The sequence below is a fragment of the Microbacterium sp. Ld4 genome (assembly GCF_045066555.1).
Lineage (GTDB): Bacteria > Actinomycetota > Actinomycetes > Actinomycetales > Microbacteriaceae > Microbacterium.
In genome coordinates this window covers 354,355-376,506 of sequence record NZ_JBISHE010000011.1, presented here as the reverse complement: position 1 = coordinate 376,506, position 22,152 = coordinate 354,355, and the positions used below count along the sequence as shown (strand labels likewise).

The following is a 22,152-nucleotide window of genomic DNA, read 5'->3' as shown; positions in this document are numbered from 1 at the left end:
CGCGACGGCGGCCGGCCTCAGGGTTCCCGGCCGGGCCTCTGGCACAATGGGCGAGAGTGCTCGGGTCTCCCGGCACGACGTCGAGGCGCATCAGGAGTGTTCATGCCCGCAGCATCGAGTGACCCCCGCACAGGCCAGCTGTCCCTCAACGGACACATCCCCGTCACCCCGACCGGTCAGATCCCGATCATCCCCTCGGGGCAGATCCCGGTGACCGGCCAGATCCCGATCGTGGCTCCGCAGCCGACGACGGCGCAGATTGCTCTCGCGAACGATCCCGCCCGGCGTCCCGATGTCCTCCTCCGCCGGCGTATGCCGCCGGGGCACCAGGTGAGCGCGTGGTGGATGGTCGGTGCGTTCGTCGCCGTGTCAGGCGCGACCATCGCCCTGATGAACTTCTTCCCGGCCTGACGCAGGTGCGCCGGCCCTCGCGCGCACGTCGCCGAGATCGGCTTCGAGCGCGCCGGTGAGTTCAGGCGCCGTCAGCCGTCGGGGCGCGGTCTCGATGAGAGCCGGCGCCGCGACGGCATCGAGGGTCGTCTCGTCGATCCCGGGGAAGCGGCGCGCGCTCACCAGCACGCGGCTTTCCAACGACCCCGCGAACTTGTTGTACGAATCGACGGTCCGCTCGAGTGCTCGGCGGAGGTCATCCGCATGCCCGGCGAGGGAGCCGAGGCGGTGGTAGAGCTCGTTGCCGAGGTCGAAGAGCAGCCGTGCCTCGTTCGACACGTCTTGCTGCGTCCAGGTGTAGGCGACCGTCTTGAGCACCGCCCAGAGGTTCACGGGAGACGCGAGGGCCACCCGCCGCCCGAAGGCGTACTCGAGGAGCGACGGGTCCTCTTCGAGCGCGGCGGCGAGCAGCGATTCGCTCGGGATGAAGCAGACGACGAACTCCGGGCTCGCGGCGAGGCCCGACCAGTACCGCTTCTTGGCGAGGGCGTCGACGTGCGCCCGCACCGCCTTGACGTGACGCTCGAGCAGGCGCTTGCGCCGCGCTCCCTCCTCGCCCTGGGCGGTGAGCGGGATCTCGGCCGCCTCGAGATAGGCGTCGAGTGGCACCTTCGCATCGATCGCCAGCGCCTTGTCGCCCGGCAGGCGCACCACGAGGTCGGGGCGGCCGGCGCCGGCATCCGAGGTCACGGAGGTCTGCGTCTCGAAGTCGACGAAGCGGGTGAGGCCCGCTGATTCGACGATGCGGCGAAGCTGGGTCTCTCCCCAGACGCCGCGAGCACTGCTCGACTTCAGCGCACCCGCGAGCGATTCGGTCGTCGCGCGGAGGGCTTCGTCGGACTCGTGCGAGCGTCGCAGCTGCTCCGCGAGGGCACCGAACTGCTCCTGCCGGTCGCGTTCGAGCGTGTCGACCTTCTGCTGCATCGCGACGAGGGAATCCTGCACGGGCGCGAGTGCGCGGAGCAGGAGCTGCTCGCGCCGCTCGCGCTCATCGCGCGCAGTCTGCTCGGCTCGTGCCTGCGCCGTGAGGTCGCGCTGCAACCCGCGCTGCTGCTCGAGCTGGACGGTGAGGGCGTCGCGCGCCGACTCGGCGGCAGCCAGTCGGCCGGCGACCTGCTCCCGTCGCGTCGCCGAACGGGCGGTCGCCACGGCGAATCCGAGCGCAGCGCCGGCGATCAGGCACACGAGCACGATCAGTGCGAGGGGGACGGCATCCATGCTGTCATCGTGCCGTTCCCCTCCGACATCGGCGGGATGCCGCGCGGGACGGCTCAGCCGGCGAGGAGTTCGGCCGGCGCCGGCAGGGGGATCGCAGGGATGCGGACGCCGAGCAGCATCGCGAGCTCGACGACGTCGTCGGCGCCGGCCCGGCGGGCGGCATCGATGATGATGTGGGCGCACGCGAGCGCATCCGCCGCGGCGTCATGGTGTGCGAAGTCGAGATGGCCGGCGGCGGCGGCGACCACGGGCAGCCGGTAGGACGGCAACTCGTAGCTCTTCCGGGCGACGTGCACGCTGCAGAGATAGCTCGCCGGGGGCGGGGTGAGTCCGGTCGCCTCGCACGCGCTGCGGAGGACCCGCATGTCGAAGCCGGCGTTGTGCGCCACGAGAACGTCCTCGCCGAGGAAGGCGGTCAGTCGGGGGAGCTGCTCCGACCAGGATGCCGCGTCGGCGACGTCCTCGGGCCGGATGCCGTGGATGCCCACGTTGATCTCGAAGAACCGGTCGTGCCCTGCGGGCGGACGGATGAGCCATCCGGCGGAGGCGACCACCTGTCCGTCACGGACCCGGGCGAGTCCGACCGCGCACGCGGATGCGCTCGACGAGTTCGCGGTCTCGAAATCGATCGCGGTGAAATCCAGGGGCACCCTGCCACCCTCGCGGCCCGTGCCTGCGCTCCCGAGGAGGCGCGCCGACGGCGGACCGAAGCGGGCTCGCTCGCGCGGCGCGGCGCGCGGGCGACGCGTAGAGTTAGTGCCCGTGGCTCTTACCATCGGAATCGTCGGCCTGCCCAATGTCGGCAAGTCGACCCTGTTCAACGCGCTGACCAAGAACGACGTCCTGGCGGCGAATTACCCGTTCGCGACGATCGAGCCGAACGTCGGGGTCGTGAACCTGCCCGACCCTCGGCTGACGACGCTCGCCGAGATCTTCGGCTCGGAGCGGATCCTTCCGGCGACCGTGTCGTTCGTCGACATCGCCGGCATCGTCCGCGGCGCGAGCGAGGGTGAGGGGCTCGGCAACAAGTTCCTCGCGAACATCCGCGAGGCCGACGCCATCGCCCAGGTGGTGCGCGGGTTCGCCGACGGTGACGTCGTGCACGTCGACGGCGACGTGAACCCCCAGAACGACATGGAGACGATCAACGCCGAGCTCCAGCTCGCCGACCTCGAGACCCTCGAGCGCGCCATCAGCCGCTACGAGAAAGAGGTGCGCGGCAAGAAGCTCGACGCAAGCGTGCTCGAGGCGGCCAAGGCAGCGCAGGACGCGCTTCAGCGAGGTGAGCTGCTGTGGGGATCGGGTCTCGACCTCGCACCCATCGCCGAACTCGGACTGCTCAGCGCCAAGCCGGTCATCTTCGTCTTCAACGTGGATGAGGCCGTCCTGACCGACGACACGCGCAAGGCGGAGCTTGCCGCGCTGGTGGCGCCCGCCCAGGCGGTCTTCCTCGACGCCAAGATCGAGTCGGAGCTGATCGATCTCGACCCCGAGGATGCGGCCGAGCTGCTCGCGTCCACGGGGCAGGACGAGTCAGGTCTCGACCAGCTCGCCCGCATCGGCTTCGACACGCTGGGTCTCCAGACCTATCTCACCGCCGGTCCGAAGGAATCGCGGGCGTGGACGATCGGGAAGGGCTGGAAGGCCCCGCAGGCCGCCGGCGTCATCCACACCGATTTCGAGAAGGGCTTCATCAAGGCCGAGGTCATCTCGTTCGACGATCTCGTCGCGCTCGGATCGGTCGCGGAGGCCCGGGCGAAGGGCAAGGCCCGCCTCGAGGGCAAGGACTACGTCATGCAGGACGGCGACGTGGTGGAGTTCCGCTTCAACAACTGAGTGCTTCGGGCACCTGAGTGCTTCGGGCAACTGAGCGCCGCGGGGACCTGAGCGCCGCGGGCAGCAGGGTGCTTCGGGTTCCGCCACGCCCTGTGGACGGCGGGCGTGCGGGGCCCGGTCCCCCCCAGGTTCGTCCGAGCCCCGCGCCGACGTCTCGAAGCCATGACACGTCGGGTCGCCCGCCGGATCTCACGATAGAAGCGGGAGGCACTCGCGCGCCCCGCCTGTCGCGGCTGCGGGGCCGCGGATGAGCCCCGCTCACGCTTGCCCTACCGCGCCGGTCCGCGCATCCGCGGGTGCGCGGCGACGTACGGCCGCTCTACGCCCGCGCTGGACTTTTCACCCATTCGGATGAGAACTGCGCCCGACCGGAGGCGATGGGCGCCGTTCGGACGCCGGCTCGACGGCTTCGGTGGCAGGATCGGGAGCCGAGCGGATGCCGGTACGAGCGCGCGCGAACCCGAACCACGAGGAGGCTGCGATGGCCGAGAACACGTCAGCGCCGGCCGATGACCGTCTGCTGAGCTCGACCCGCGCGGCTGCGGCCCTGGCGGCCACCGTCTTCGTCGCCACGGTCATCCAGGCGCTCTCGACCCCCACGATCGCCCTTCTGGAGCAGGCGGGCCCCTGGCCGCTGCCCGTCTCCATCCCCGTGGCCTACGTCCTCATCGTCGCCGGCTGCGCCGTGCAGGCCGGCGCTCTCATGGCGGCGGACCGACGACCCCGCACGGCCGTCGTCATCGTCACGGTCGTCTATCTCGCGCTCGCGCTCGGGCTCGGGGTGCCGAGCTGGCTGACCGGTATGTATCTCGTGATGGCGGTGGCGCTCTTCCTGCTCGCCAGCCGCACCCGGACGCTCACGGCCGTGGCATGGCTTCTGGCCAGCGTCATCGGAACCATGGCTGCGCTGCTCTGGTACCTCCTGTCGATCGGGTCGACTCTCACCGCCAGCCTGGGGTACGTCTCGGCGGAAGCCGCCGGACTCGGCGCGCCGACCGCGGCGGGGACCGCGCTCGGGGTGTGGTGGTCGGCGAACATGACGCGGACGAGGCGAGCACGCGACGCGGCCGAACGCGCGACCCGCGAACACGACGCGCGCGTGGCATCCGCTCAGCAGCAGGAGAGGTCGCGGATCGCGCAGGAGCTTCACGATGTCGCCGGTCAGCACCTCGCGGGTGTGATCACCCTGGCCGACGCGGCGCTCAAGATCGCCCCCACGCAGCGCGACAGGGCCTTGACGCTGCTCGAAGATGTGCGCGACGAGGGGCGGTTCGCGGCGGCGAGTCTCGCAGGAGCGCTGCTCGATCTGCGCGCCACCGGCGCAGCCGCGGGCGATGACGCGCACGACCTCCTCCGGCTGGACGACCTCGTGGGCTATTGGCGGCGGACGGGTGCGACGGTCGAGGTCGACGTCACCGGCGATGTGCGATCGTTGCCCGCCGTGGTCTCCGCGACCGCCTACCGCTGCGTGCAGGAGGCGCTCACGAATGCGGCCAAGCACGCGCCGGGGTCAGCGGTGCGGATCGCCCTCGTCGTCGGCGCCGACACGTTCCGGGGGACGGTCGTCAACTCGGCCTCTACGACGGGCGATCCTCTGCCGGGCATCGGGCTCGGGTGGGGTCTGCGCGGGATGCAGGAGCGCGTCGAACTGCTCCGAGGTTCGCTCGCCACCCGCATCCCGGAAGGCGGGGGATGGGAGCTCAGCATGGAGATCCCTCTCGTGCCGGCAGCTGACGCGGGGGAGTTCCGTGAACAGTTCGCGTGAGATCCGGGTCCTGATCGCGGACGACAACCGCTCCGTTCGAAAAGGCCTCCGCCTCCAGCTGGAGGCCGGCCCTGGGATCCGCGTGATCGGCGAGGTGGCGAACGGCGCCGATGCGGTGGACGTCGCCCTCGCCGAGTCGGCCGACGTGGTGCTGATGGACATGCAGATGCCGGGGATGAACGGATCGGAGGCGACCCGGCAGATCCTCGCGTCGGCGGAGGGTCGGACGGCCGTGATCGTGATGACGAGCTTCGCCGCCGACGGTTTCATCATCGACGCCCTCGATGCAGGAGCGGTGGGGTACCTCCTGAAGAGCTACGACTCCGATCAGCTGGTGTCGGCCGTCCACGGCGCTGCGCGGGGCGACGCCGTGGTCTCCGCGCGCGCCATCACGCCGGTGCTCCGCGAATTCGCGCGGCGACGCGGCGGGGCGGCCGACCCCGCGCAGGTCGACGCCCTGTCGCCGGCAGAGCGACGGGTGGTCGGCGTGCTGGCATCGGGGGTGACGAGCAACGAGGGCATCGCGGCTCACCTGCACGTCTCGGTGCACACCGTCCGGTCGCAGCTCCACTCCGCTCTGCGGAAGGTCGATCTCGCCGACCGCACCCAGCTCGCCCTGTGGGGCGTCCGGAACCACTTGGACGACGAGGCACGCTGACCCGGGAAGCCCGCCGGCGCGAGTACAGGTCATGACGGTGCCCGGGGCGGTGTTTCCGTAGACTGGGATGCTGGACCGCGTCACACCCCGCCGCACCGTCCGTCTCGCTCGCTCGTACACCCGCACCGGGAAGGCAGTCATGACAGAGATCCAGCGCCAGACCTTCGAGGCCGATGGCCGCAGCATCCCGTTCATCGATGAGGGGGACGGCCCGGCGATCGCGCTCGTTCCGGCTCAGGGCCTCGACATCGCCTATCTCGGCGCCCTCGCCAGCATCCTCGAGGAGGAGGGGTTCCGCATCGTCCGGATCGGATCGCGGCGCCCCGGTGCCGCGGCTCCCACGATGCACGACCTGGCGCAGGATGTCGTCGACGTGCTCGACCACGTGGGTGTCGCCTCGGCGTGGATCGGCGGTCACGCGTTCGGCGGCGCCATCGCGCGGACGGTTGCCCTCGATCACCCCACGCGTGCGAGCGGGGTGCTCCTGCTCGGCGTCGAAGCCATCCGCCCTCTTGCAGACGACGCGGCGCGCGCGCTGAAGGATGCCTTCTCCGCTCCGCTCGGCAGCGAAGATCGCTCCGCCATCTCGGTGCTCGCCGGCCCCGGCGTCGACGTGTCCGCCGCGTGGGACGTGTTCTCGCGGTCGCGTGATGTCGCCGTTCAGGACCTGCAGAGCGTCGCCCTCGGTTCGACGCCCGTCGCCGAATGGGCGAGGCTCGCTGCGGGCCTTCCGATCCTGATCATCCAGGGCGACGCCGACCGGATCACGGTTCCGTCGAACGGCGACGACCTGCAGGCGACGGCCGCCGATCGTGCGAGCGTCGTACGTATCCCCGACGCCGGGCACCTGTTCCCGATGACCCACCCGGGCGAGACGGCGTTCCAGATCGAGGATTACCTGGGCTGGGATTGAGCCTGCGGGGCGGGCGCGTCAGCCGCGGAGGGTCTCACTCGGAGGCAGTCCGTAGCGCGCCCGATAATGCTGTGCGAACCGCGGCAGGTGCGTGAAGCCCCACGCTCGCGCGACGGCGGCGACCGTCGTGTCGTCGGGAGACGAGAGTCGGAGCGCCTCGTGGGCCGCCTCGAGCCGGACACCGCGGATGTATCGAGCGGGCGTCACACCGAGCGTGCGGGCGAACATGCTCTGCAGACCGCGGACGCTCATGCGCGCGGCCTCCGCGACGTCGGCCACGCTGATGGGAGCTGCGAGGTTGTCGTCGATGAACGCCTGGGCGCGCCGGATCGCGCTCGGCTCGGCAACGGCCGGGGCGTCGTCCCAGCCGAGCTCGAACGTGCTCAGCGCGGTGGCGTAGGCGGCGTCGACGACCGCCTGCCGGATGAGGTCGTTGTGGAGCAGCTCCGGGTCGCCCAGCACGCCCTCGAGGTGCGCCGTCGTCACCTGCCAGTTCCGATGCATCGCGGCGGAGACGGCGGGGAACCCGTCCGTTCGGAACATGCCGCGGGCCACATCGCGGCCGACGAAGGCCTCGAGCGACGGCAGGTGGAGGCCCACCATCTGGGCATCGAGCCCCGTCGACCACGACTCCGCGATGCCGGGCGCGAGCACGAAGGGGGCAGCGGCCTCGACCTCGCGCCCGTTGGAGACGACGCGCAGGTCGCCCCGCCGGCGGAGCCCCACCCCGACGGCCCCTGAGATCTCGACGGCCATGTGCAGGAACGCCGTCGTCTCGAACGTGGTCAGCTGGAGTCGCTCATCACCGACCGTGCGCTGTCGGAACACGAACGGAGTGTCGGACTCGTGAATGCGGGCTCCCGCCGACACGCGTTCGAGCAGCGTTTCGGCGACCGCGGCATCCGTGGTCTCGAACGTCTCGTCGAGAAGGGTCGTGCCCAGGTCGGATGCCACGGGTCACGCCTCCGCGAGGCGCGGGGCGTTCATACGATCGGCTCCGCGGAGCCGCCGGTGACGGCCGGCTCGGGCACGACGTACAGACCGGTCGGCGAGTTGGCCACATGGCTCAGCGCGTCGAGCCATGCGGGGTTGAGCTTGGGCTGACGGCTGCCGTAGAACTGCCAGCTCAGGTCGGCGTGGGGATGCAGCCAGACGACCTGACGTCCGTCTCCGAGGCTCTGGTCGTTGCGCCACATGAAGGTGAACGCCTCTCCACGGCGCAGCTTGGTCGTGATGACCAGCTGGAGGTGAGCGAGCAGGCGGTCTTCGAAGTCGACCCTGATCCTGTCGTTGTAGACGAACTTCCCCACGGCGATCCTCTCAATGGCTGTCATCCATTATGCGCACGCGGCATCCGAAATACGAAGTCGGCGCAGGCGGCCTCCCCATGCTCAGAAACGTCATAGGATCGCGTCGTGGGTAGTGGAGGGGCGGCGCGTCGGACGCCGGGCGCCGGTGTCGACCAGCTCCGCCGGGAGAGTTTCCAGACGTCCGCCCGAGATGAGGCCGAAGCCCACCTCCGGCGCAACTACGGCGACGTCGCTCTCGATGCCGAACGCATCGACTACTCCGAACGCCTGATCTCGCATCCGGACTTCTCTCTGGTCGACCTCGAGGTGTCGGGGGAGTACCGGGCTGCGGCCGAGGTCGCCGGGGTCACGATCGCCGCCGGTGACGATGGCTACCGGTGGCAGGTCGGCGACGCTCGGGGGACGGCCGACGAGCCGGTGCTGTTCCAGCCGGGTGAACCCCTGAGCTGCCGTGTCCGGGACGCCCGCGTGCGCGTGATCGTCCTGCCACTGGAGCCCCTCACCGCGCTCGCGCGGACCGTCTACAACGACGAGTCCCTCGAGGTGCGCTTCGACAGCGGTCACCCCGTCTCACCCGCCCTGCTGCGGGCATGGCGGGCCGTGGCAGGTGCCGCATTCGATGCGGCGCCCTCGCTCGGGAACGACCTCATCCGCGCCACGATCTTCCGCTCTCTGGCGGTGACGACGCTCGAGGCCTTCGCCCTCAGCGGCGACCGCCCTCGGCGCAGTGAGACGGCCCGCTCGCAGCGGGCGGCTTACCGGCGCGCGCTCACCTTCTTCGACGACCACGCCTCGCTTCCGGTCACGGTGGATGATGCGGCGGCGGCGGCCGGTGTCTCGGCGGCGGCGTTGATCCGCGCGTTCCAGACCTACGCCGTCGGCGGCCGCGCCCCAGGCGAATACCTCGCTGCGGTCAGGCGGGATGCCGCGCGGCACGATCTCGCGGCGATCGACCCCGGCGACGGGGCCGCCGTGCAGGTAGTCGCAGACCGCTGGGGCGTCACCGTGCGCGGTCTCCGCGCGCACCGCGATCGCCGCTGACGAGGGTCAGTCCTCGACCGCGCCCTCGACGCCCTGCCCGGGCCCGGGCCGCATCGCGGCATCTCCGGCGATGTCGATCCTCGTGCGGCCGTGGTGGTCGGTCACGAGGATGTGCGATTCCTCGACGGGAGCGCCGCGATCTTCGGGTCCTTCGATCGACCCGTCGCGATCGTCGCTCGCCGTCGTGTCGTGTTCGCTCATTTCGGACTCCTGTTCCTGGGGCTTGCCACGTTACGGCCGCACCACGGCAAGGCAGGAGGGGTTGCGCGCGTCCGGCGGTCGTGGCAGCTCCGGCGCCCGCGTTCCTCCGGGGCACCGCTCGGGAGCCCGCGTTCCTCCGGGCGGGCGGGCGGACAGGGCAGGGCTGGCAGTATGGAGGGTATGCGTTCCGCCACCGCCCGTAATCCGCTGCGCGCCGTCCTGCTCGGCTTCACTCTGGCCATCGCGGCAGCGCTGATGGTCGCGACACCGGCATCCGCCCACGATGAGCTCGTCGGCAGTACGCCGGCCCCGAACGAGCAGCTCGCGGCGGCGCCGGCCCAGGTCGTGCTCACCTACTCGGCGGCGATCCTGCCCGACGGGGCGGCCATCACCGTCGTCGACGCAGCAGGCCGCGACTGGGTCGCGGGCGAGCCGGTCATCGAGACCAACACCCTCACCGCAGCCATCGGGACCGGCACCACGCCGCCCGATGGTGGATACATCGTCGAGTGGCGAGTCGTGTCGAGCGACGGTCACCCGATCAGCGGCACGATCCCCTTCGCTGTCGGCGACGCCGAGCCGCTCGCGAGCGCGCCGCCGATCGAGCAGCCCGGATCCGCGGCGCCGGCGGCCACCGCCGAGGGGCAGGGTGACCCCGGCATGGCCCTCACCCTCACCGCGTTCGCCTTCATCGCGATCGTGGCGGTGCTCGCGGTCGTCGTGTTCGCCCGCCGGCGCAAGGGCGAACACCCGGCGCCGTGAACTCCGACGTGCGCACGTCAACCCCCTTCGGCTCTTTTCCGGGGTGAACCTACCGTGGGGCTCCCCGACAGAAGGAGAGCCATGGACGCGCACAACGCCGACCCTCGCACGAAGCACACCGACGACGACTTCCCGTCGCAGGTGCAAGAGCAGCCTGGTCTGACGGGTGAGATGACCCCCGAGCCCGACCATGGGGAGAACCGCTACCGCGGGTCGGGGCTTCTCCGCGGGCGTCGCGCCCTGATCACCGGCGGCGACTCCGGCATCGGCCGGGCGGTCGCGATCGCATACGCACGGGAGGGCGCGGATGTCGCCGTCGTCGCGATGACGGACGAGAAGAAGGATGCCGACGACACGGTGACCTGGATCGAGGATGCCGGAACGCGCGGCCGCGCGCTTCTCGGCGACCTGCGCGAGGAGGAGTTCGCCACAGGCATCGTCGCAGAGACCGTCGACGCGTTCGGAGGCCTCGACCTCCTCGTGCTGAACGCCGGCTACCAGAAGGAGCGCGACGGCGTCGAGAACCTCGAGACGGCCGAGTTCGATCGCACCTTCCGCACCAACCTGTACTCGATGATCTGGACGGCCCGCGCCGCCATTGCCCACCTGAAGCCGGGAGCCTCGATCATCGTCACCTCATCGATCCAGGCGTTCAACCCCTCGCCCGACCTCATCGACTACGCGATGACGAAGGCTGCGCAGGTCGCTTTCGTCCGTGCGCTCGCGGAGGACCTCGGACCCCGCGGCATCCGGGTGAACGCCGTGGCGCCCGGTCCCATCTGGACGCCCCTCATTCCGGGCACGGGGTGGGATGCCGAGAAGGTCACCTCCTTCGGATCGGACACGCCACTCGGGCGTGCCGGTCAGCCGGTGGAGCTGGCGGGCGCCTATGTGTACCTCGCGTCGGAAGCCGCGTCGTACACATCGGGCGCGGTGCTGCCGGTGACCGGCGGCAAGCACCTCTGACCCGTTCCACACAGAGGACCCGCGGCCCGAAGGCCGCGGGTCCTCTGTCGGCGGGGGAGTGTCAGACGGTCTGGCCCGAGTGCGGGCCCTCTTCGATCTCCTCGATCACCTTGGCATTGAAGGCCGGAAGGTCGTCCGGGGTGCGGCTCGTCACGAACCCGGCGTCGACGCTGACCTCCTCGTCGACCCACACCGCGCCGGCGTTGGTGAGATCGGTCCGCAGGCTCGGGTAGCTGGTCAGCGTCCGGCCGCCGAGGACGTCGGCCTCGACCAGCAGCCACGCCGCGTGACAGATGGCTCCGACGGGCTTGTGCTGTGCGAAGAAGTCGCGCGCGAACCGCACCGCCGCCGCATCGAGCCGCAGGTGATCGGCGTTGACGACGCCGCCGGGGAGGACGAGGGCGTCGAACTCGGCGGCATCCGCGGCGTCCGTCGTGAGATCGACGGCCTGTTCGTGTCCGTTCTTGCCCGTGATCGACCCGTCGGAGGGGGCGATCATCACCGCGGTGGCGCCGGCATCGGTCACGGCCTGCCAGGGCGAGGTGAGTTCACTGTCTTCGAATCCATCCGTCGCCACGAAGGCGACGCGCTTTCCGGTGAGTGTGCTCATGCCGGCGACGCTACGCGCGGCGTGCACCGCCACGCAGGGCCTTGACCCTCGCGCCAGCCGGGGATAAGCGTCGTACGATGGGGAAATGGCTACCTCGAACCTTCCCGTCCCGACCCTTCAGCCCGTGCCCCTCGAGAACGTGGATCCGAAGCTCGCGGAGATCGTCGAAGAAGGCGCCAGCTGCTGCGGCGGCGGATGCTGCAGCTGAGGCTGACGCCCTCTTCCCGCTGATCAGTGAGTGATCGCGGGTTCGCCGTCGCCGCTGTCGGCCGGCTTCCGAATGAGGAACGCCCCGAGCAGCAGCGGCACCGAGATGATCGCGGCGATCAGGAACGCGGCGTTCGTGCCCGCGCTTCCGGCGACCGCCGGGTCGACTCCCGAAGCCGTCTGCGATGCCGTGACGGCGGTCATCACCGTCACCATGACGGCGATGCCGGCGGCGCCGGCGACCTGCTGGATGGTGCTCACGACGGCTGAGCCGTAGGAGATGAACCGCTTGGGCACCGACCCGAGTGCGGCCGTGAACAGCGGGGTGAACGACACCGCGAGGCCGAGCGACAGCACGGTCTGGGTGGCCACGATCGCCCACAGTTCGGTGCGCTCGTTGAAGGTCGTCAGGGTCCAGAGCATCGAGATCACGAGGACCGCGCCCGGGATCAGCAGGATCCGGGTGCCGCGCGCATCGTAGATGCGACCGATGAAGGGCCCCGCGAGGCCCATCAGGAGGGCGCCGGGCAGTGCCGCGAGACCGGATGCGCTGGCCGTCATCCCGAGCACGTTCTGCATGTACAGCGGCAGCACGATGATCGACCCGAAGAAGGCGATCGACAGCACCGTCACCTGCAGGATCGCGAGGGTGAAGTTGCGGTCGGTGAACACCCGCAGGTCGAGGAGAGCGGCATCCGTGCGCTGGAGGCGAAGCTGCCGCAGGACGAACAGGGTGAGACCGACGACGCCGACGACGAGCGAGATCACGAGCGGGAGCGACGAGCCTGCTTCGGCTGCGCCGTCGCCGCCGTGAGCCTGCGCTCCGCCGATCTGACTCAGACCGTAGACCACGCCGCCGAAGCCAAAGGCCGACAGGACGACCGACGCGACGTCGATCGGGGCGCGGGTCGTCTCGCCGAGGTTCGAGATCCACCGCGCGCCGACGGCGAGCGAGATGATCGCGATCGGGAGGACGACGGCGAAGGTCCAGCGCCAGTTCGCCGTCTCACTGATGACGCCGGACATCACCGGGCCGATGGCGGGGGCGAACGAGATGACGACGGAGACGCGCCCCATCATGCGGCCGCGCGCGTGGGGCGGCACGACGGTCATGAGGGTGGTCATCAGCAGCGGCATCATGATCGCCGTGCCGGACGCCTGGATCACACGGGCGGTGAGGAGCACGGGGAAGAGGGGGGCGACCGCGGCGACCAGCGTGCCGACGGAGAACAGCGACATCGCGGCGATGAAGACCTGGCGCGTGGTGAACCGGCGCAGGAGGAAGCCGGTCGTGGGGATCACGACAGCCATCGTCAGCATGAACGCCGTCGTCAGCCACTGCGCGGCCGCGCTGTCGATCCCGAAGTCCTCGGACACATGGGGGATCGCGACGCCCATCGTCGTCTCGTTCAAGATCGCGACGAAGGCCGCCGCCAGGAGCAGCCAGATGACCCGGCTCTCCTCCGGACGGATGAGGGGGGCCGCGGCGGGGCGGGAGGTGACGGTCATAGGGCTCCTCGAGAGGCGGATCGACGCACGGGTCAGGTCACGTCATCGACGCAAGCCTTCGAGCTTAACGGCGCCACCGGCCACGCCATTCCCGATCTCCCCGTTTTGATCGGGGGGCGGCATCCGCCCGGTGGGGGCGGGAGCGGAGTTATGGTGACGGAATGAGTATGGGCGGGCCCGGTGGGGGCCGGGGCGGGTTCCGCCGAGTGGATGAAGAGACGCAGCGCCGGATCAACGCGGATGCGCCGCCCGTGCCGCATCTCGGGCGTCGTGTCGCCGCCCTCTTCCGCCCCTACCGGACGCGCCTGATCGTGACGGCCGTCCTCGTCGTGGTGGGCGCGGCCGTCGGTGTCGCGCCGCCTCTCCTGGTGCAGCGCATCTTCGACGACGCGCTCTTCCCGCTCGACGGCTCGCCCCCCGACCTCGGTCTGCTCGGGTGGCTCGTGCTGATCATGGTCGCCCTGTTCGTCGTCGGAGCCCTGCTCGGCATCGCGCAGACGTGGCTGACGTCGACGGTCGGGAACCGGGTGACCGGCGATCTGCGCGTGCGCATGTTCGAGCACCTCCAGGCCATGGACCTCGGGTTCTTCACGCGGACGAAGACGGGTGTCATCCAGTCGCGTCTCCAGAACGACGTCGGCGGCGTCTCCGGCGTGCTCACGAACACGCTCACCAGCATCCTCGGCAACACCGTGACCGTCGCGTCGGCGCTCGTGGCGATGGTGCTGATCGACTGGCGGCTGACGCTGATCGCGGTGATCATGATGCCGATCCTGATCTTCGTGCAGCGGCGGGTGGGGCGCGTTCGCGCCCGGATCGCCGGTCAGACCCAGGAGTCCCTGTCCGAGCTGAGCGCGATCACCCAGGAGACGCTGAGCGTGTCCGGCATCCTGCTGTCGAAATCGTTCAACCGACAGCGTGCGGAATCGGAGCGCTACTCCGGGGAGAACGGCCGCCAGATCGTGCTGCAGGTGCGGCAGGCGATGAGCGGTCAGGGGTTCTTCGCGGTGGTCCAGGTGATCATGGCGTCAGTGCCGGCCGTGATCTACCTCGTCTCGGGCGCGCTCATCGCCGGCGAGAGCGGATCGATCACCGCGGGCACCGTCGTGGCGTTCACGACCGTGCAGGCACGCCTGCTGATGCCGCTCATGGGACTCATGCGGGTGGCCCTCGACCTGCAGACCTCGCGCGCCCTGTTCGCCCGGATCTTCGAGTACCTCGACCTCGTCCCGGCGATCTCGGATCGGCCGGACGCGATGTCGGCTGACCGGGCGCCCGGTCCGCTCGGCCGGATCGAGTTCCGCGACGTGTCGTTCCGGTACCCCGACGCCGCGCCGGGCAGTCAGGCGACGCTCGACCGTGTCTCGTTCGTCGCCGAACCCGGCCAGCACATCGCCTTCGTGGGGCCGTCGGGCGCCGGAAAGACGACGGTGCTGTACCTCGCACCGCGGCTCTACGAGGCGTCCTCCGGTTCGGTGCTCTTCGCCGGCGCCGACGTCCGCGATCTCACCCACGCGTCGATCATCGACTCGATCGGCATCGTGTCGCAGGAGACCTACCTGTTCCACGCCTCGATCCGCGACAACCTCCGCTACTCGCGGCCCGAGGCGACCGATGCCGAGGTCGAGGCCGCCGCCGTCGCGGCGAACATCCATCACGTCATCGCCGGATTCGAAGACGGCTACGACACCGTCGTCGGGGAGCGCGGCTACCGGCTCTCGGGCGGCGAGAAGCAGCGCATCGCGATCGCGCGCGTGCTGCTGAAGGACCCGCCCGTGCTGCTGCTGGACGAAGCGACCTCGGCGCTCGACACGGTCTCGGAGCGGATCGTGCAGGATGCCATCGATGCGGCCGCCCGGGGCCGGACCACCCTCTCCATCGCGCATCGGCTGTCGACCGTCGTCGGCGCCGATGTGATCCACGTCGTCGACGGGGGACGGATCGTCGAGTCGGGCACGCACACGGAACTCCTCGGTCGTGGCGGGCTCTACACCGAGCTGGCCGCCCAGCAGCTCGCCGCGGGTCGCATCGACGGCGTCTGACGGCCAGGCGGTCCGCCGCTGCGGGTGCGGCGGGGCGGGTCACCCTCCGGTGCCCGAGACGAGGTCACCAGGCGCGGGCGGCCTCGAGCAGCGGGGCGGACCCCGCATCGAGGGTGACGCCCTCGTCACCGGCACGTGCGCTCAGCTCTCTGACGAAGGCGCCGAGAAGCCGGCGGTATTCGTCGTCGGGATGATGCTCGGCCACGCGCACGAGCGCGGGCGTGTCCATATCGAGCATGAGGCCGATCCGGGCGCGGGCCGCGCTCCGGTGCTGGCCCTCGTCGAGGACGGCGAGACCGCCGCGCATGCCGTCGAGGTAGTCCTGGAGCACGTCGACCCGGTGCCGCCGCTGCGTGATCGAGGTTCCATCGGCACGCTCGCGCCAGTGCACGACGATGTCGGGGACGACGTCGATGCCCCGCGCCGCCGAGTACAGACGCTGCGCGACGACCTGATCCTCGTAGGCCCGCTCCTCGGTGAAGCGCAGGCCGGCCCGGCGCCAGAGCTCCGTCCTGCTGACCTTCGACCAGGCGACGATGTTGCCCGAGACAGCGGGATGCTGCTCGAGCGAGACGCCCTGACGGGCAGGGTCGGTCGCGGCGGACACCCAGGGCTGGATGACACCGGGGGAGTAGCCGCCGGCGACGTCGGGCGTGAGTCTCACGTACGCGCCCACGGCGATCTCGCTGCCGCTCTCGGCGAGCGAGCCCACGAGGGTGTCGAGCGCCGTGGGCATCATGACGTCGTCGGCATCGAGGAACCCGACGAAGGGTGTCTCGACCCGATCGAGGGCGATGTTCCGGCCGGCGCCCAAGCCGCGGGCGACATCATGTCGGATGAGGCTGATCCGAGGATCGTCGCGCTCCGCCTTCGCGAAGATCGCGGAGGTCGCATCGACCGATGCGTCGTCCACGAGGATCGCCCGCCAGTCGGTGAAGGTCTGCGCCCGGAGGGAAGCGAGCGCCTCGTCGGCGAAAGCCCCCACGTCTCGGCCGGGGACGATGACGGTCACGCTCGGGATGCTCATCAGCGTGATCGTACCGCCGCCACCGATGCGGCCACCGCCGCCGCCAGATCTGCGGCATCCGTCGTGTGGCGATGGCCGAGGGTGATCCGCACCGACGTCTGCGCCACGGACGGGTCGATGCCGAGGGCGAGGAGGACGTGCGACGGCTCATCGCTTCCGGCCGCGCAGGCCGACCCGCTGGAGGAGACCACGTCGCGACGCTCGAGCTCGAGGAGCACGGCCTCGCCGCTGACCGTCCCGAACGTGAAGCTCGCGGTGCCGGGAAGGCGCCGGACCGGGTCGCCGGTGAGCGCCGCCTCGGGCACCTGCGTGAGGACGCGCTGAATGAGCTCGTCGCGGACCGCGGCAGTGCGTGCGGCTCCATCGAGGCGCTCGGCCTCGGCGAGTTCGAGTGCGAGCGCAAGGGCGACGGCGCCCGCGACGTTCTCCGTGCCGCTGCGCCGGTCTCGCTCCTGGCCGCCCCCGTGCAGGAGGGGCTCCAGAGGGATGCGCCCGCGGACCGCGAGCGCGCCGATGCCCTGTGGAGCGCCGACCTTGTGCCCCGCGATCGTGAGCGCGTCCGCGCCGGTGCCCGACAGAGGCAGCCATCCTGCCGCCTGGACGGCGTCGAGGTGAAGGGGAACGCGGGCGGCCTGAGACGCGGCGGCGAGCCCGGCGGCATCCTGGATCGTCCCGATCTCGTTGTTCGCGTACCCGACCGAGACGAGCGCGGTGTCCTCGCGCATCGCGGCCGACACGGCGCCGGGATCGATGCGGCCCGTGCCGCTCACCGGCACGCGCGTCACGGCGAATCCGTGGACCCGTTCGAGGTAGGCGCACGACGCGAGGATCGACTCGTGCTCGATCGTGCTCGTGATGACGTGCGCCGGCTGACCGCGCCGAAGAGAGGCCGCGATCGCGATGCCTTTCACCGCGAGGTTGTTGGCCTCGGTTCCCCCGGAGGTGAAGACGATGTCGCCCGGACGCATGCCGACCACGGCGGCGACCCGGCGGCGGGCGTCGCCGAGGGCGGCCGCGGCGTCTTCGCCCACCGTGTGGTGGCTCGACGGGTTGCCGAACCGCTCGCCGAGGAAGGGCAGCATCGCCTCCCTGACCTCCGGCCGCACCGGCGACGTCGCGGCATGGTCGAGGTAGATCACCTCAGTCCTCGCCGAGGGAGATGTCGAGCCCGAGATCGAGCGCACGCGCCGAGTGCGTGAGCGCGCCGACCGAGATGACGTCGACGCCCGTGGCCGCGATGGCCGCCACCGTCTCGAGGGAGACGCCGCCCGAGGCCTCGACGGTCGCGCGACCGGCGACACGGGCGACGCCGGCGCGGAGGTCGGACAGGGAGAAGTTGTCGAGCATGATGGTCCCGATGCCGGCGGCGAGCACGGCGTCGATCTGATCGAGCCGGTCGACCTCCACTTCGACGTGGGCGGTGTGGGGGAGCCTCGAGATCGCCGCGGTCAGTGCCTCGGTCACGGGCAGCCCCGAACGGGTGAGGACGGCGAGGTGGTTGTCCTTGGCCATGACGGCATCCGACAGCGAGAACCGGTGGTTGTGCCCACCGCCGCTGCGCACCGCGTGCCGCTCGAACGCGCGCAGACCCGGGGTGGTCTTGCGGGTGTCGACGATCCGCGCCCGGGTGCCGGCGACGGCCGCGACGTAGTGGGCGGTGAGGGTCGCGATCCCCGTCATCCGCTGCGCGAAGTTGAGTCCCACCCGTTCCGCCGTGAGGACGGCCCGCGCAGGACCCTGAACGACGGCCAGGACTGTGCCGGCCGTGAAGGCGGCGCCATCGGCGATCCGCAGGTCGACGGCTGCCGCGGGGCTCGTGAGCCGGAAGGCCGCCGCGAACACCTCCCCGCCGCTGAACGTGCCGGGTTCGCGGGCGACGAGTTCGGCGCGGGCGAAGAGCTCTGCCGGGATGAGGGTCTCGCTCGTCAGGTCGCCCCAGGGCGCGTCCTCCTCGAGCGCCGCCGAGACCACGCGATCGATCACAGCCGGTGACAGCATCATGCGGCACCCTCCCATTCGTTCAGGGCCGTACTCAGGACGGCGCCGGTCTCGGTGTCGCTGCGGTGGTGCGCCCCGACGGATCGCGTTCGCGCTGCCGCCGCGGCGACGACGTGCTCTGCCACCGTCAGGAGGTTCTCGTCCTCGAACTCCGCGGTGCGGTGCGGAGACCGTGGGGCCGCACGCCACGCCGCCAGGGTGTCCGCGGCGTGGGCGAGACCGTCGCGGGTGCGGGTGACGCCGGCATCCCGCCACATCAGCTCCTGCAGCGCGCGCCGGTCGAACGCCGGTGCCGACAGCGCCGGGAGCGCTGCGGGGGCAGGGCCATCGGATGCGCTCGACGGGGGCAGGGTGGGCCCCCGCCAGGGACCTGCGGCGCCGGCGACGCTGGCCGCGCCTGCCCGGGCTCCGAACACGGCGCCTTCGAGGAGGGAGTTCGACGCGAGCCGGTTCGCGCCGTGGACGCCGGTCCAGGCGACCTCTCCGGCCGCGTAGAGGCCACGGACGCTCGTGCGGCCGTCGAGGTCGGTCGCGACGCCGCCCATCAGGTAGTGCGCCGCCGGGGTCACCGGGACGAGCTTCGTCGCCCAGGCGATGCCGCGCGCCCGGAGCGCCGCGTCGATCGTCGGAAACCGGCGGGCGAGGAACGCCGCGCGTTCGGCGGGATCGTCGCTGTGGATCCCGGTCGCGTCGAGCAGGACGGGACGGCCATCCTGCCGCGCCATGGTGTCGGCGATCGCACGGGCGACCACATCGCGCGGGGCGAGGTCGCCCTCCGGGTGCACACCGGCCATCACCCGGTGGCCCGCCTCGTCGACAAGGACGGCGCCCTCGCCGCGGACGGCTTCGGAGACGAGGAACGCCTCTCCCACGGCGAGGACCGTGGGATGGAACTGGACGAATTCCAGGTCGCGGACGGCGGCGCCGGCCCGCAGCGCGGCGGCGATACCGTCTCCGGTGGCGACCGACGGGTTCGTGGAGTGCGCGTACAGCTGCCCCGCCCCACCCGTCGCCAGCACGACGGCGTCCGCGTCGAGACGGGCGCGCGCGTCGCCGGTGAGCAGACCGACCCCGGCGGCCCGGCCGCCCTCGACGATGACGTCGACCAGCAGCGTCCACTCCCGCACGGTCACATCGCTGCGCCGCAGCCGCTCGACCAGGGCCTCCTCGATCGCCGCGCCCGTGGCATCGCCGCCGGCATGCAGGATGCGGGCGAACGAGTGCGCGCCCTCCAGGCCCGCGGCGAAGCGCCCGTCGGGTGCCCGGTCGAACGGCACACCGGCCGTCACCAGGTCGCCGATGCGCGCTGGGCCCTCCTCGACGAGCACCCGGGCCGCCGCGGCATCCGTGAGTCCGGCGCCGGCGCGGATCGTGTCATCGAGGTGGGCCGAGACGCTGTCCGCAGGGTCGGTGACTCCGGCGATACCGCCCTGCGCATAGCGCGTGTTCGACTCGCGGACGCCGGCCTTCGTCACGAGCGTCACGTCCGCGCCGTGGGCGCTCGCCGTGAGGGCGGCGGTGAGTCCGGCGATACCCGATCCGACGACGACGACCCGGGTCATGGCTTGGCCGCGAGCATCCGCTCGAGGGCGACGCGGGCCGGAGCGGCGACGTCCGTGGGAACGGTGATGCGGTTGCGGACCTCGCCGGCGACGAGACCCTCGAGGATCCAGGCGAGGTAGCCGGGGTGGATCCGGTACATCGTCGAGCACGGGCACACGACGGGGTCGAGGCAGAAGATCGTGTGCTGCGGGAACTGGGCCGCGAGCCGCTGGACGAGGTTGATCTCGGTGCCGATCGCGAAGGTCGTGGGCTCGGATGCCGCAGCGATCGCCTTCCGGATGTAGTCCGTCGACCCCGCCTCGTCGGCAGCGTCCACGACGTCCATCGGACACTCCGGGTGCACGATCACCCGGACGCCGGGGTGCTCTGCGCGGGCCTGCTCGATCTGACCGACCGTGAAACGGCGGTGCACCGAGCAGAAGCCGTGCCAGAGGATGACGCGGGCGGCATCCACCTCGGCTTCGGTCGACCCGCCGAGCGGCTTGCGCGGATTCCACATGGGCATCTGCTCCAGCGGCACCCCCATCGCCTTGGCGGTGTTGCGGCCGAGGTGCTGGTCGGGGAAGAACAGCACGCGGCGCCCGCGGGCGAACGCCCACTCGAGCACGGTCCGCGCGTTCGACGACGTGCAGACGATGCCGCCGTGACGCCCGACGAAGCCCTTGATCGCGGCGGAGGAGTTCATATAGGTCACAGGGATCACCGGGACGAGCCCGTCGGCGTCCCGGGCGTCGAGGTCGCCGTACACCTCGGCGAGCTGCTCCCAGCACTCCTCGACCTGATCGATGTCGGCCATGTCGGCCATGGAGCAACCGGCAGCGAGGTTCGGGAGGATGACCGCCTGCTCGGGGCGGGAGAGCAGGTCCGCGGTCTCGGCCATGAAGTGCACACCGCAGAACACGATCGCCTCGGCATCCGGGTGCTCGAGGGCGGCGTTCGCGAGCTGGAACGAGTCGCCCACGTAGTCGGAGTGGACGATCACCTCCTCGCGCTGGTAGAAGTGCCCCAGCACCACGACGCGCTCGCCGAGGATCGCCTTCGCGGCCGTGATGCGGGCGGAGAGCTCGATCTCGCTCGCCTCGCGGTACTCGGCCGGGAGCTGCCCCTGTCGGGGTGCCCCGGTGGGGATGACGTCGCCCATCGACGACCCCGGCCCGTAGCCCGGCCGGGTGTCGAAGGTCCACGGCCCCTCGGCGAGGTCGGTATTGCACGTCTCCGCCGTCGTGGCGCCGGCGACGATCGCCTGGATCCCGTGATCGACGCTCGGGTCGACGGGACGGGGCTGGAGGGTGAGGGGGGATGCAGTCATGTCGGGTCCTTCACTGCGGGAGCGGGCCACGGTCGGCGAGCTCGACGTCCTGGTTGTAGCGGTAGAGGCGTGCGGGGCGGTGGTTGCCGCTGCGGAAGCCGTCCGTGGGGATGAGGGTTCCCGAATTCTCGACCTGCCGGCGGAAGTTCGCGGGGTCGAGGCGGCGGCCGAGGATCGTCTCGTAGACCTCGCGGAGGTCGGCGAGGGTGAACAGGTCGGGCAGCAGCCCGTGCGCGATGCGGCTGTAGCCGACCTTGTTCTGGAGGCGCCAGAGGGCGTAGCCGACGATCGCGTTGTGGTCGAACGCGAGCGGGGGCAGGTCGGCGGCGTCGAACCAGGCGACGTTGTGCTGCTCGGCGGCACGGGAGAGGTCTTCTCGGACGAGTGCCCAGTAGACGATCGACACGACGCGGCCGGGGGAGCGGCCGACGTCCCCGAACGCGTACAGCTGCTCGAGGTAGCTGGGTGCGAGCCCGGTGGTCTCGGCGAGGGTGCGGGATGCCGTCGCCTCGACGTCCTCGTCGGTGAGCACCCATCCGCCGGGGAGCGCCCACTGCCCCTCGTGCGGGGCTCGGGTGCGCTTGACGAGGGGGATCACGATGCGGGCATCCTCGGCCGAGGGTTCGCGCCGCCGGCTGAAGATGACGGTCGAGACGGCCACGCGGATGCCGCTGGGCTCGCTTGTTCGTGTCATCGTGACTCTAACCTCCGGGATCGATCTTAGAGTCATGACGACACGAAGGGCAAGTTCCGCGGACTCACAGGCG

The 22,152-nt window shown here is 71.0% G+C and carries 23 protein-coding genes; 10 read left to right on the top strand and 13 right to left on the bottom strand.

Annotated features, from left to right (window positions below):
- The first annotated feature begins 102 nt into the window (after window positions 1–102).
- Window positions 103–411 carry a hypothetical protein gene (locus ACJJV7_RS09170; protein ID WP_405375473.1) on the top strand — a complete coding sequence of 103 codons (309 nt, stop codon included), beginning with the start codon at window positions 103–105 and terminating at the stop codon, window positions 409–411.
- On the opposite strand, the gene rmuC is transcribed toward ACJJV7_RS09170, so the two are convergent.
- Window positions 370–1,668: a DNA recombination protein RmuC gene (gene rmuC / locus ACJJV7_RS09165; RefSeq protein WP_405375474.1), complete on the bottom strand. Its 1,299-nt coding sequence runs from the start codon at window positions 1,666–1,668 to the stop codon at window positions 370–372. The two genes, ACJJV7_RS09170 and rmuC, sit on opposite strands and share 42 nt — an antisense overlap.
- Window positions 1,669–1,721: 53 nt before the next feature.
- Entirely contained in the window at window positions 1,722–2,318 is a 597-nt protein-coding gene (locus ACJJV7_RS09160) for an exonuclease domain-containing protein (RefSeq protein ID WP_405375476.1), read from the bottom strand.
- 112 nt (window positions 2,319–2,430) lie between these two features.
- On the opposite strand from ACJJV7_RS09160, the gene ychF reads away from it, so the two are divergent.
- The 4 genes from ychF (at window position 2,431) to ACJJV7_RS09140 (ending at window position 6,840) form a co-directional block, all read left to right on the top strand.
- Window positions 2,431–3,504, top strand: coding sequence for a redox-regulated ATPase YchF (ychF, locus tag ACJJV7_RS09155; RefSeq protein ID WP_405375478.1), 1,074 nt, complete (start codon window positions 2,431–2,433; stop codon window positions 3,502–3,504).
- Window positions 3,505–3,985: 481 nt separating this feature from the next.
- Window positions 3,986–5,269, top strand: a complete 1,284-nt coding sequence (locus tag ACJJV7_RS09150) for a sensor histidine kinase (RefSeq protein WP_405375480.1) — start codon at window positions 3,986–3,988, stop codon at window positions 5,267–5,269.
- Complete coding sequence (locus ACJJV7_RS09145; RefSeq protein ID WP_405375482.1) at window positions 5,253–5,927, top strand: response regulator; 675 nt, start codon at window positions 5,253–5,255, stop codon at window positions 5,925–5,927. Before ACJJV7_RS09150 ends, ACJJV7_RS09145 begins: the two co-directional genes overlap by 17 nt.
- Window positions 5,928–6,066: 139 nt before the next feature.
- Complete coding sequence (locus ACJJV7_RS09140; protein ID WP_405375484.1) at window positions 6,067–6,840, top strand: alpha/beta fold hydrolase; 774 nt, start codon at window positions 6,067–6,069, stop codon at window positions 6,838–6,840.
- Window positions 6,841–6,858: 18 nt separating this feature from the next.
- Here the strand turns inward: ACJJV7_RS09140 and ACJJV7_RS09135 are convergent, their stop codons facing one another.
- Together ACJJV7_RS09135 and ACJJV7_RS09130 are read right to left on the bottom strand one after the other, a co-directional pair.
- The gene (locus tag ACJJV7_RS09135; RefSeq protein WP_405375486.1) at window positions 6,859–7,794 is read right to left on the bottom strand and encodes a helix-turn-helix domain-containing protein; all 936 of its coding nucleotides are present in this window, start codon (window positions 7,792–7,794) and stop codon (window positions 6,859–6,861) included.
- Window positions 7,795–7,823: 29 nt separating this feature from the next.
- A complete protein-coding gene (locus ACJJV7_RS09130) occupies window positions 7,824–8,150 on the bottom strand; it encodes an ATP-dependent DNA ligase (RefSeq protein ID WP_405376188.1) in 327 nt (108 codons plus the stop codon).
- 105 nt (window positions 8,151–8,255) lie between these two features.
- On the opposite strand from ACJJV7_RS09130, the gene ACJJV7_RS09125 reads away from it, so the two are divergent.
- Entirely contained in the window at window positions 8,256–9,191 is a 936-nt protein-coding gene (locus ACJJV7_RS09125) for a hypothetical protein (protein WP_405375488.1), read from the top strand.
- 6 nt (window positions 9,192–9,197) lie between these two features.
- Here ACJJV7_RS09125 and ACJJV7_RS09120 read toward each other — a convergent pair whose 3' ends face one another.
- Window positions 9,198–9,392, bottom strand: coding sequence for a hypothetical protein (locus tag ACJJV7_RS09120; RefSeq protein ID WP_405375490.1), 195 nt, complete (start codon window positions 9,390–9,392; stop codon window positions 9,198–9,200).
- A 180-nt stretch (window positions 9,393–9,572) separates the two neighbouring features.
- Here ACJJV7_RS09120 and ACJJV7_RS09115 point away from each other — a divergent pair, with 180 nt between their 5' ends.
- Both ACJJV7_RS09115 and ACJJV7_RS09110 read left to right on the top strand, forming a co-directional pair.
- Window positions 9,573–10,154 carry a copper resistance protein CopC gene (locus ACJJV7_RS09115; protein WP_405375492.1) on the top strand — a complete coding sequence of 194 codons (582 nt, stop codon included), beginning with the start codon at window positions 9,573–9,575 and terminating at the stop codon, window positions 10,152–10,154.
- A gap of 81 nt (window positions 10,155–10,235) precedes the next feature.
- Window positions 10,236–11,120: an SDR family oxidoreductase gene (locus ACJJV7_RS09110; RefSeq protein WP_405375494.1), complete on the top strand. Its 885-nt coding sequence runs from the start codon at window positions 10,236–10,238 to the stop codon at window positions 11,118–11,120.
- 61 nt (window positions 11,121–11,181) lie between these two features.
- On the opposite strand, the gene ACJJV7_RS09105 is transcribed toward ACJJV7_RS09110, so the two are convergent.
- Window positions 11,182–11,730 carry a type 1 glutamine amidotransferase domain-containing protein gene (locus ACJJV7_RS09105; RefSeq protein ID WP_405375496.1) on the bottom strand — a complete coding sequence of 183 codons (549 nt, stop codon included), beginning with the start codon at window positions 11,728–11,730 and terminating at the stop codon, window positions 11,182–11,184.
- A gap of 85 nt (window positions 11,731–11,815) precedes the next feature.
- Here ACJJV7_RS09105 and ACJJV7_RS09100 point away from each other — a divergent pair, with 85 nt between their 5' ends.
- The gene (locus tag ACJJV7_RS09100) at window positions 11,816–11,938 is read left to right on the top strand and encodes a hypothetical protein (protein WP_405375498.1); all 123 of its coding nucleotides are present in this window, start codon (window positions 11,816–11,818) and stop codon (window positions 11,936–11,938) included.
- Window positions 11,939–11,961: 23 nt separating this feature from the next.
- On the opposite strand, the gene ACJJV7_RS09095 is transcribed toward ACJJV7_RS09100, so the two are convergent.
- Complete coding sequence (locus ACJJV7_RS09095) at window positions 11,962–13,446, bottom strand: DHA2 family efflux MFS transporter permease subunit (RefSeq protein WP_405375500.1); 1,485 nt, start codon at window positions 13,444–13,446, stop codon at window positions 11,962–11,964.
- Between the two features lie 167 nt (window positions 13,447–13,613).
- On the opposite strand from ACJJV7_RS09095, the gene ACJJV7_RS09090 reads away from it, so the two are divergent.
- Entirely contained in the window at window positions 13,614–15,488 is a 1,875-nt protein-coding gene (locus ACJJV7_RS09090) for an ABC transporter ATP-binding protein (RefSeq protein WP_405376190.1), read from the top strand.
- Window positions 15,489–15,552: 64 nt separating this feature from the next.
- Here the strand turns inward: ACJJV7_RS09090 and ACJJV7_RS09085 are convergent, their stop codons facing one another.
- Genes ACJJV7_RS09085 through ACJJV7_RS09060 form a run of 6 tightly spaced genes read right to left on the bottom strand, consistent with a single transcriptional unit; the run spans window position 15,553 to window position 22,079 of the window.
- A complete protein-coding gene (locus ACJJV7_RS09085; protein WP_405375502.1) occupies window positions 15,553–16,515 on the bottom strand; it encodes a glycosyltransferase family 2 protein in 963 nt (320 codons plus the stop codon).
- Entirely contained in the window at window positions 16,515–17,654 is a 1,140-nt protein-coding gene (locus ACJJV7_RS09080; RefSeq protein WP_405375504.1) for a cysteine desulfurase family protein, read from the bottom strand. Before ACJJV7_RS09080 ends, ACJJV7_RS09085 begins: the two co-directional genes overlap by 1 nt.
- Before the next feature lies 1 nt (window position 17,655).
- On the bottom strand, window positions 17,656–18,513 hold the full coding sequence (nadC, locus tag ACJJV7_RS09075; protein WP_405376191.1) for a carboxylating nicotinate-nucleotide diphosphorylase: 858 nt from the start codon (window positions 18,511–18,513) through the stop codon (window positions 17,656–17,658).
- Window positions 18,513–20,075 carry an L-aspartate oxidase gene (nadB, locus tag ACJJV7_RS09070; RefSeq protein WP_405375506.1) on the bottom strand — a complete coding sequence of 521 codons (1,563 nt, stop codon included), beginning with the start codon at window positions 20,073–20,075 and terminating at the stop codon, window positions 18,513–18,515. The genes nadC and nadB overlap by 1 nt, the downstream gene beginning before the upstream one ends.
- Entirely contained in the window at window positions 20,072–21,385 is a 1,314-nt protein-coding gene (gene nadA / locus ACJJV7_RS09065) for a quinolinate synthase NadA (protein ID WP_405375508.1), read from the bottom strand. Before nadA ends, nadB begins: the two co-directional genes overlap by 4 nt.
- A 10-nt stretch (window positions 21,386–21,395) precedes the next feature.
- Window positions 21,396–22,079, bottom strand: a complete 684-nt coding sequence (locus tag ACJJV7_RS09060; protein ID WP_405375510.1) for an NUDIX hydrolase — start codon at window positions 22,077–22,079, stop codon at window positions 21,396–21,398.
- Window positions 22,080–22,152: the final 73 nt, after the last annotated feature.

What these genes read in the sequence shown, in the direction of transcription:
- ACJJV7_RS09060 (WP_405375510.1), bottom strand. Translation starts at nt 22,079, where the DNA reads ATGACACGAACAAGCGAGCCCAGCGGCATCCGCGTGGCCGTCTCGACC.
- ACJJV7_RS09170 (WP_405375473.1), top strand. Translation starts at nt 103, where the DNA reads ATGCCCGCAGCATCGAGTGACCCCCGCACAGGCCAGCTGTCCCTCAAC.
- ACJJV7_RS09150 (WP_405375480.1), top strand. Translation starts at nt 3,986, where the DNA reads ATGGCCGAGAACACGTCAGCGCCGGCCGATGACCGTCTGCTGAGCTCG.
- ACJJV7_RS09110 (WP_405375494.1), top strand. Translation starts at nt 10,236, where the DNA reads ATGGACGCGCACAACGCCGACCCTCGCACGAAGCACACCGACGACGAC.
- ACJJV7_RS09095 (WP_405375500.1), bottom strand. Translation starts at nt 13,446, where the DNA reads ATGACCGTCACCTCCCGCCCCGCCGCGGCCCCCCTCATCCGTCCGGAG.
- nadC (WP_405376191.1), bottom strand. Translation starts at nt 18,513, where the DNA reads ATGCTGTCACCGGCTGTGATCGATCGCGTGGTCTCGGCGGCGCTCGAG.
- ACJJV7_RS09100 (WP_405375498.1), top strand. Translation starts at nt 11,816, where the DNA reads ATGGCTACCTCGAACCTTCCCGTCCCGACCCTTCAGCCCGTGCCCCTC.
- nadB (WP_405375506.1), bottom strand. Translation starts at nt 20,075, where the DNA reads ATGACCCGGGTCGTCGTCGTCGGATCGGGTATCGCCGGACTCACCGCC.
- ACJJV7_RS09105 (WP_405375496.1), bottom strand. Translation starts at nt 11,730, where the DNA reads ATGAGCACACTCACCGGAAAGCGCGTCGCCTTCGTGGCGACGGATGGA.
- ACJJV7_RS09085 (WP_405375502.1), bottom strand. Translation starts at nt 16,515, where the DNA reads ATGAGCATCCCGAGCGTGACCGTCATCGTCCCCGGCCGAGACGTGGGG.
- nadA (WP_405375508.1), bottom strand. Translation starts at nt 21,385, where the DNA reads ATGACTGCATCCCCCCTCACCCTCCAGCCCCGTCCCGTCGACCCGAGC.
- ACJJV7_RS09090 (WP_405376190.1), top strand. Translation starts at nt 13,614, where the DNA reads ATGGGCGGGCCCGGTGGGGGCCGGGGCGGGTTCCGCCGAGTGGATGAA.
- ACJJV7_RS09115 (WP_405375492.1), top strand. Translation starts at nt 9,573, where the DNA reads ATGCGTTCCGCCACCGCCCGTAATCCGCTGCGCGCCGTCCTGCTCGGC.
- ACJJV7_RS09140 (WP_405375484.1), top strand. Translation starts at nt 6,067, where the DNA reads ATGACAGAGATCCAGCGCCAGACCTTCGAGGCCGATGGCCGCAGCATC.
- ACJJV7_RS09120 (WP_405375490.1), bottom strand. Translation starts at nt 9,392, where the DNA reads ATGAGCGAACACGACACGACGGCGAGCGACGATCGCGACGGGTCGATC.
- rmuC (WP_405375474.1), bottom strand. Translation starts at nt 1,668, where the DNA reads ATGGATGCCGTCCCCCTCGCACTGATCGTGCTCGTGTGCCTGATCGCC.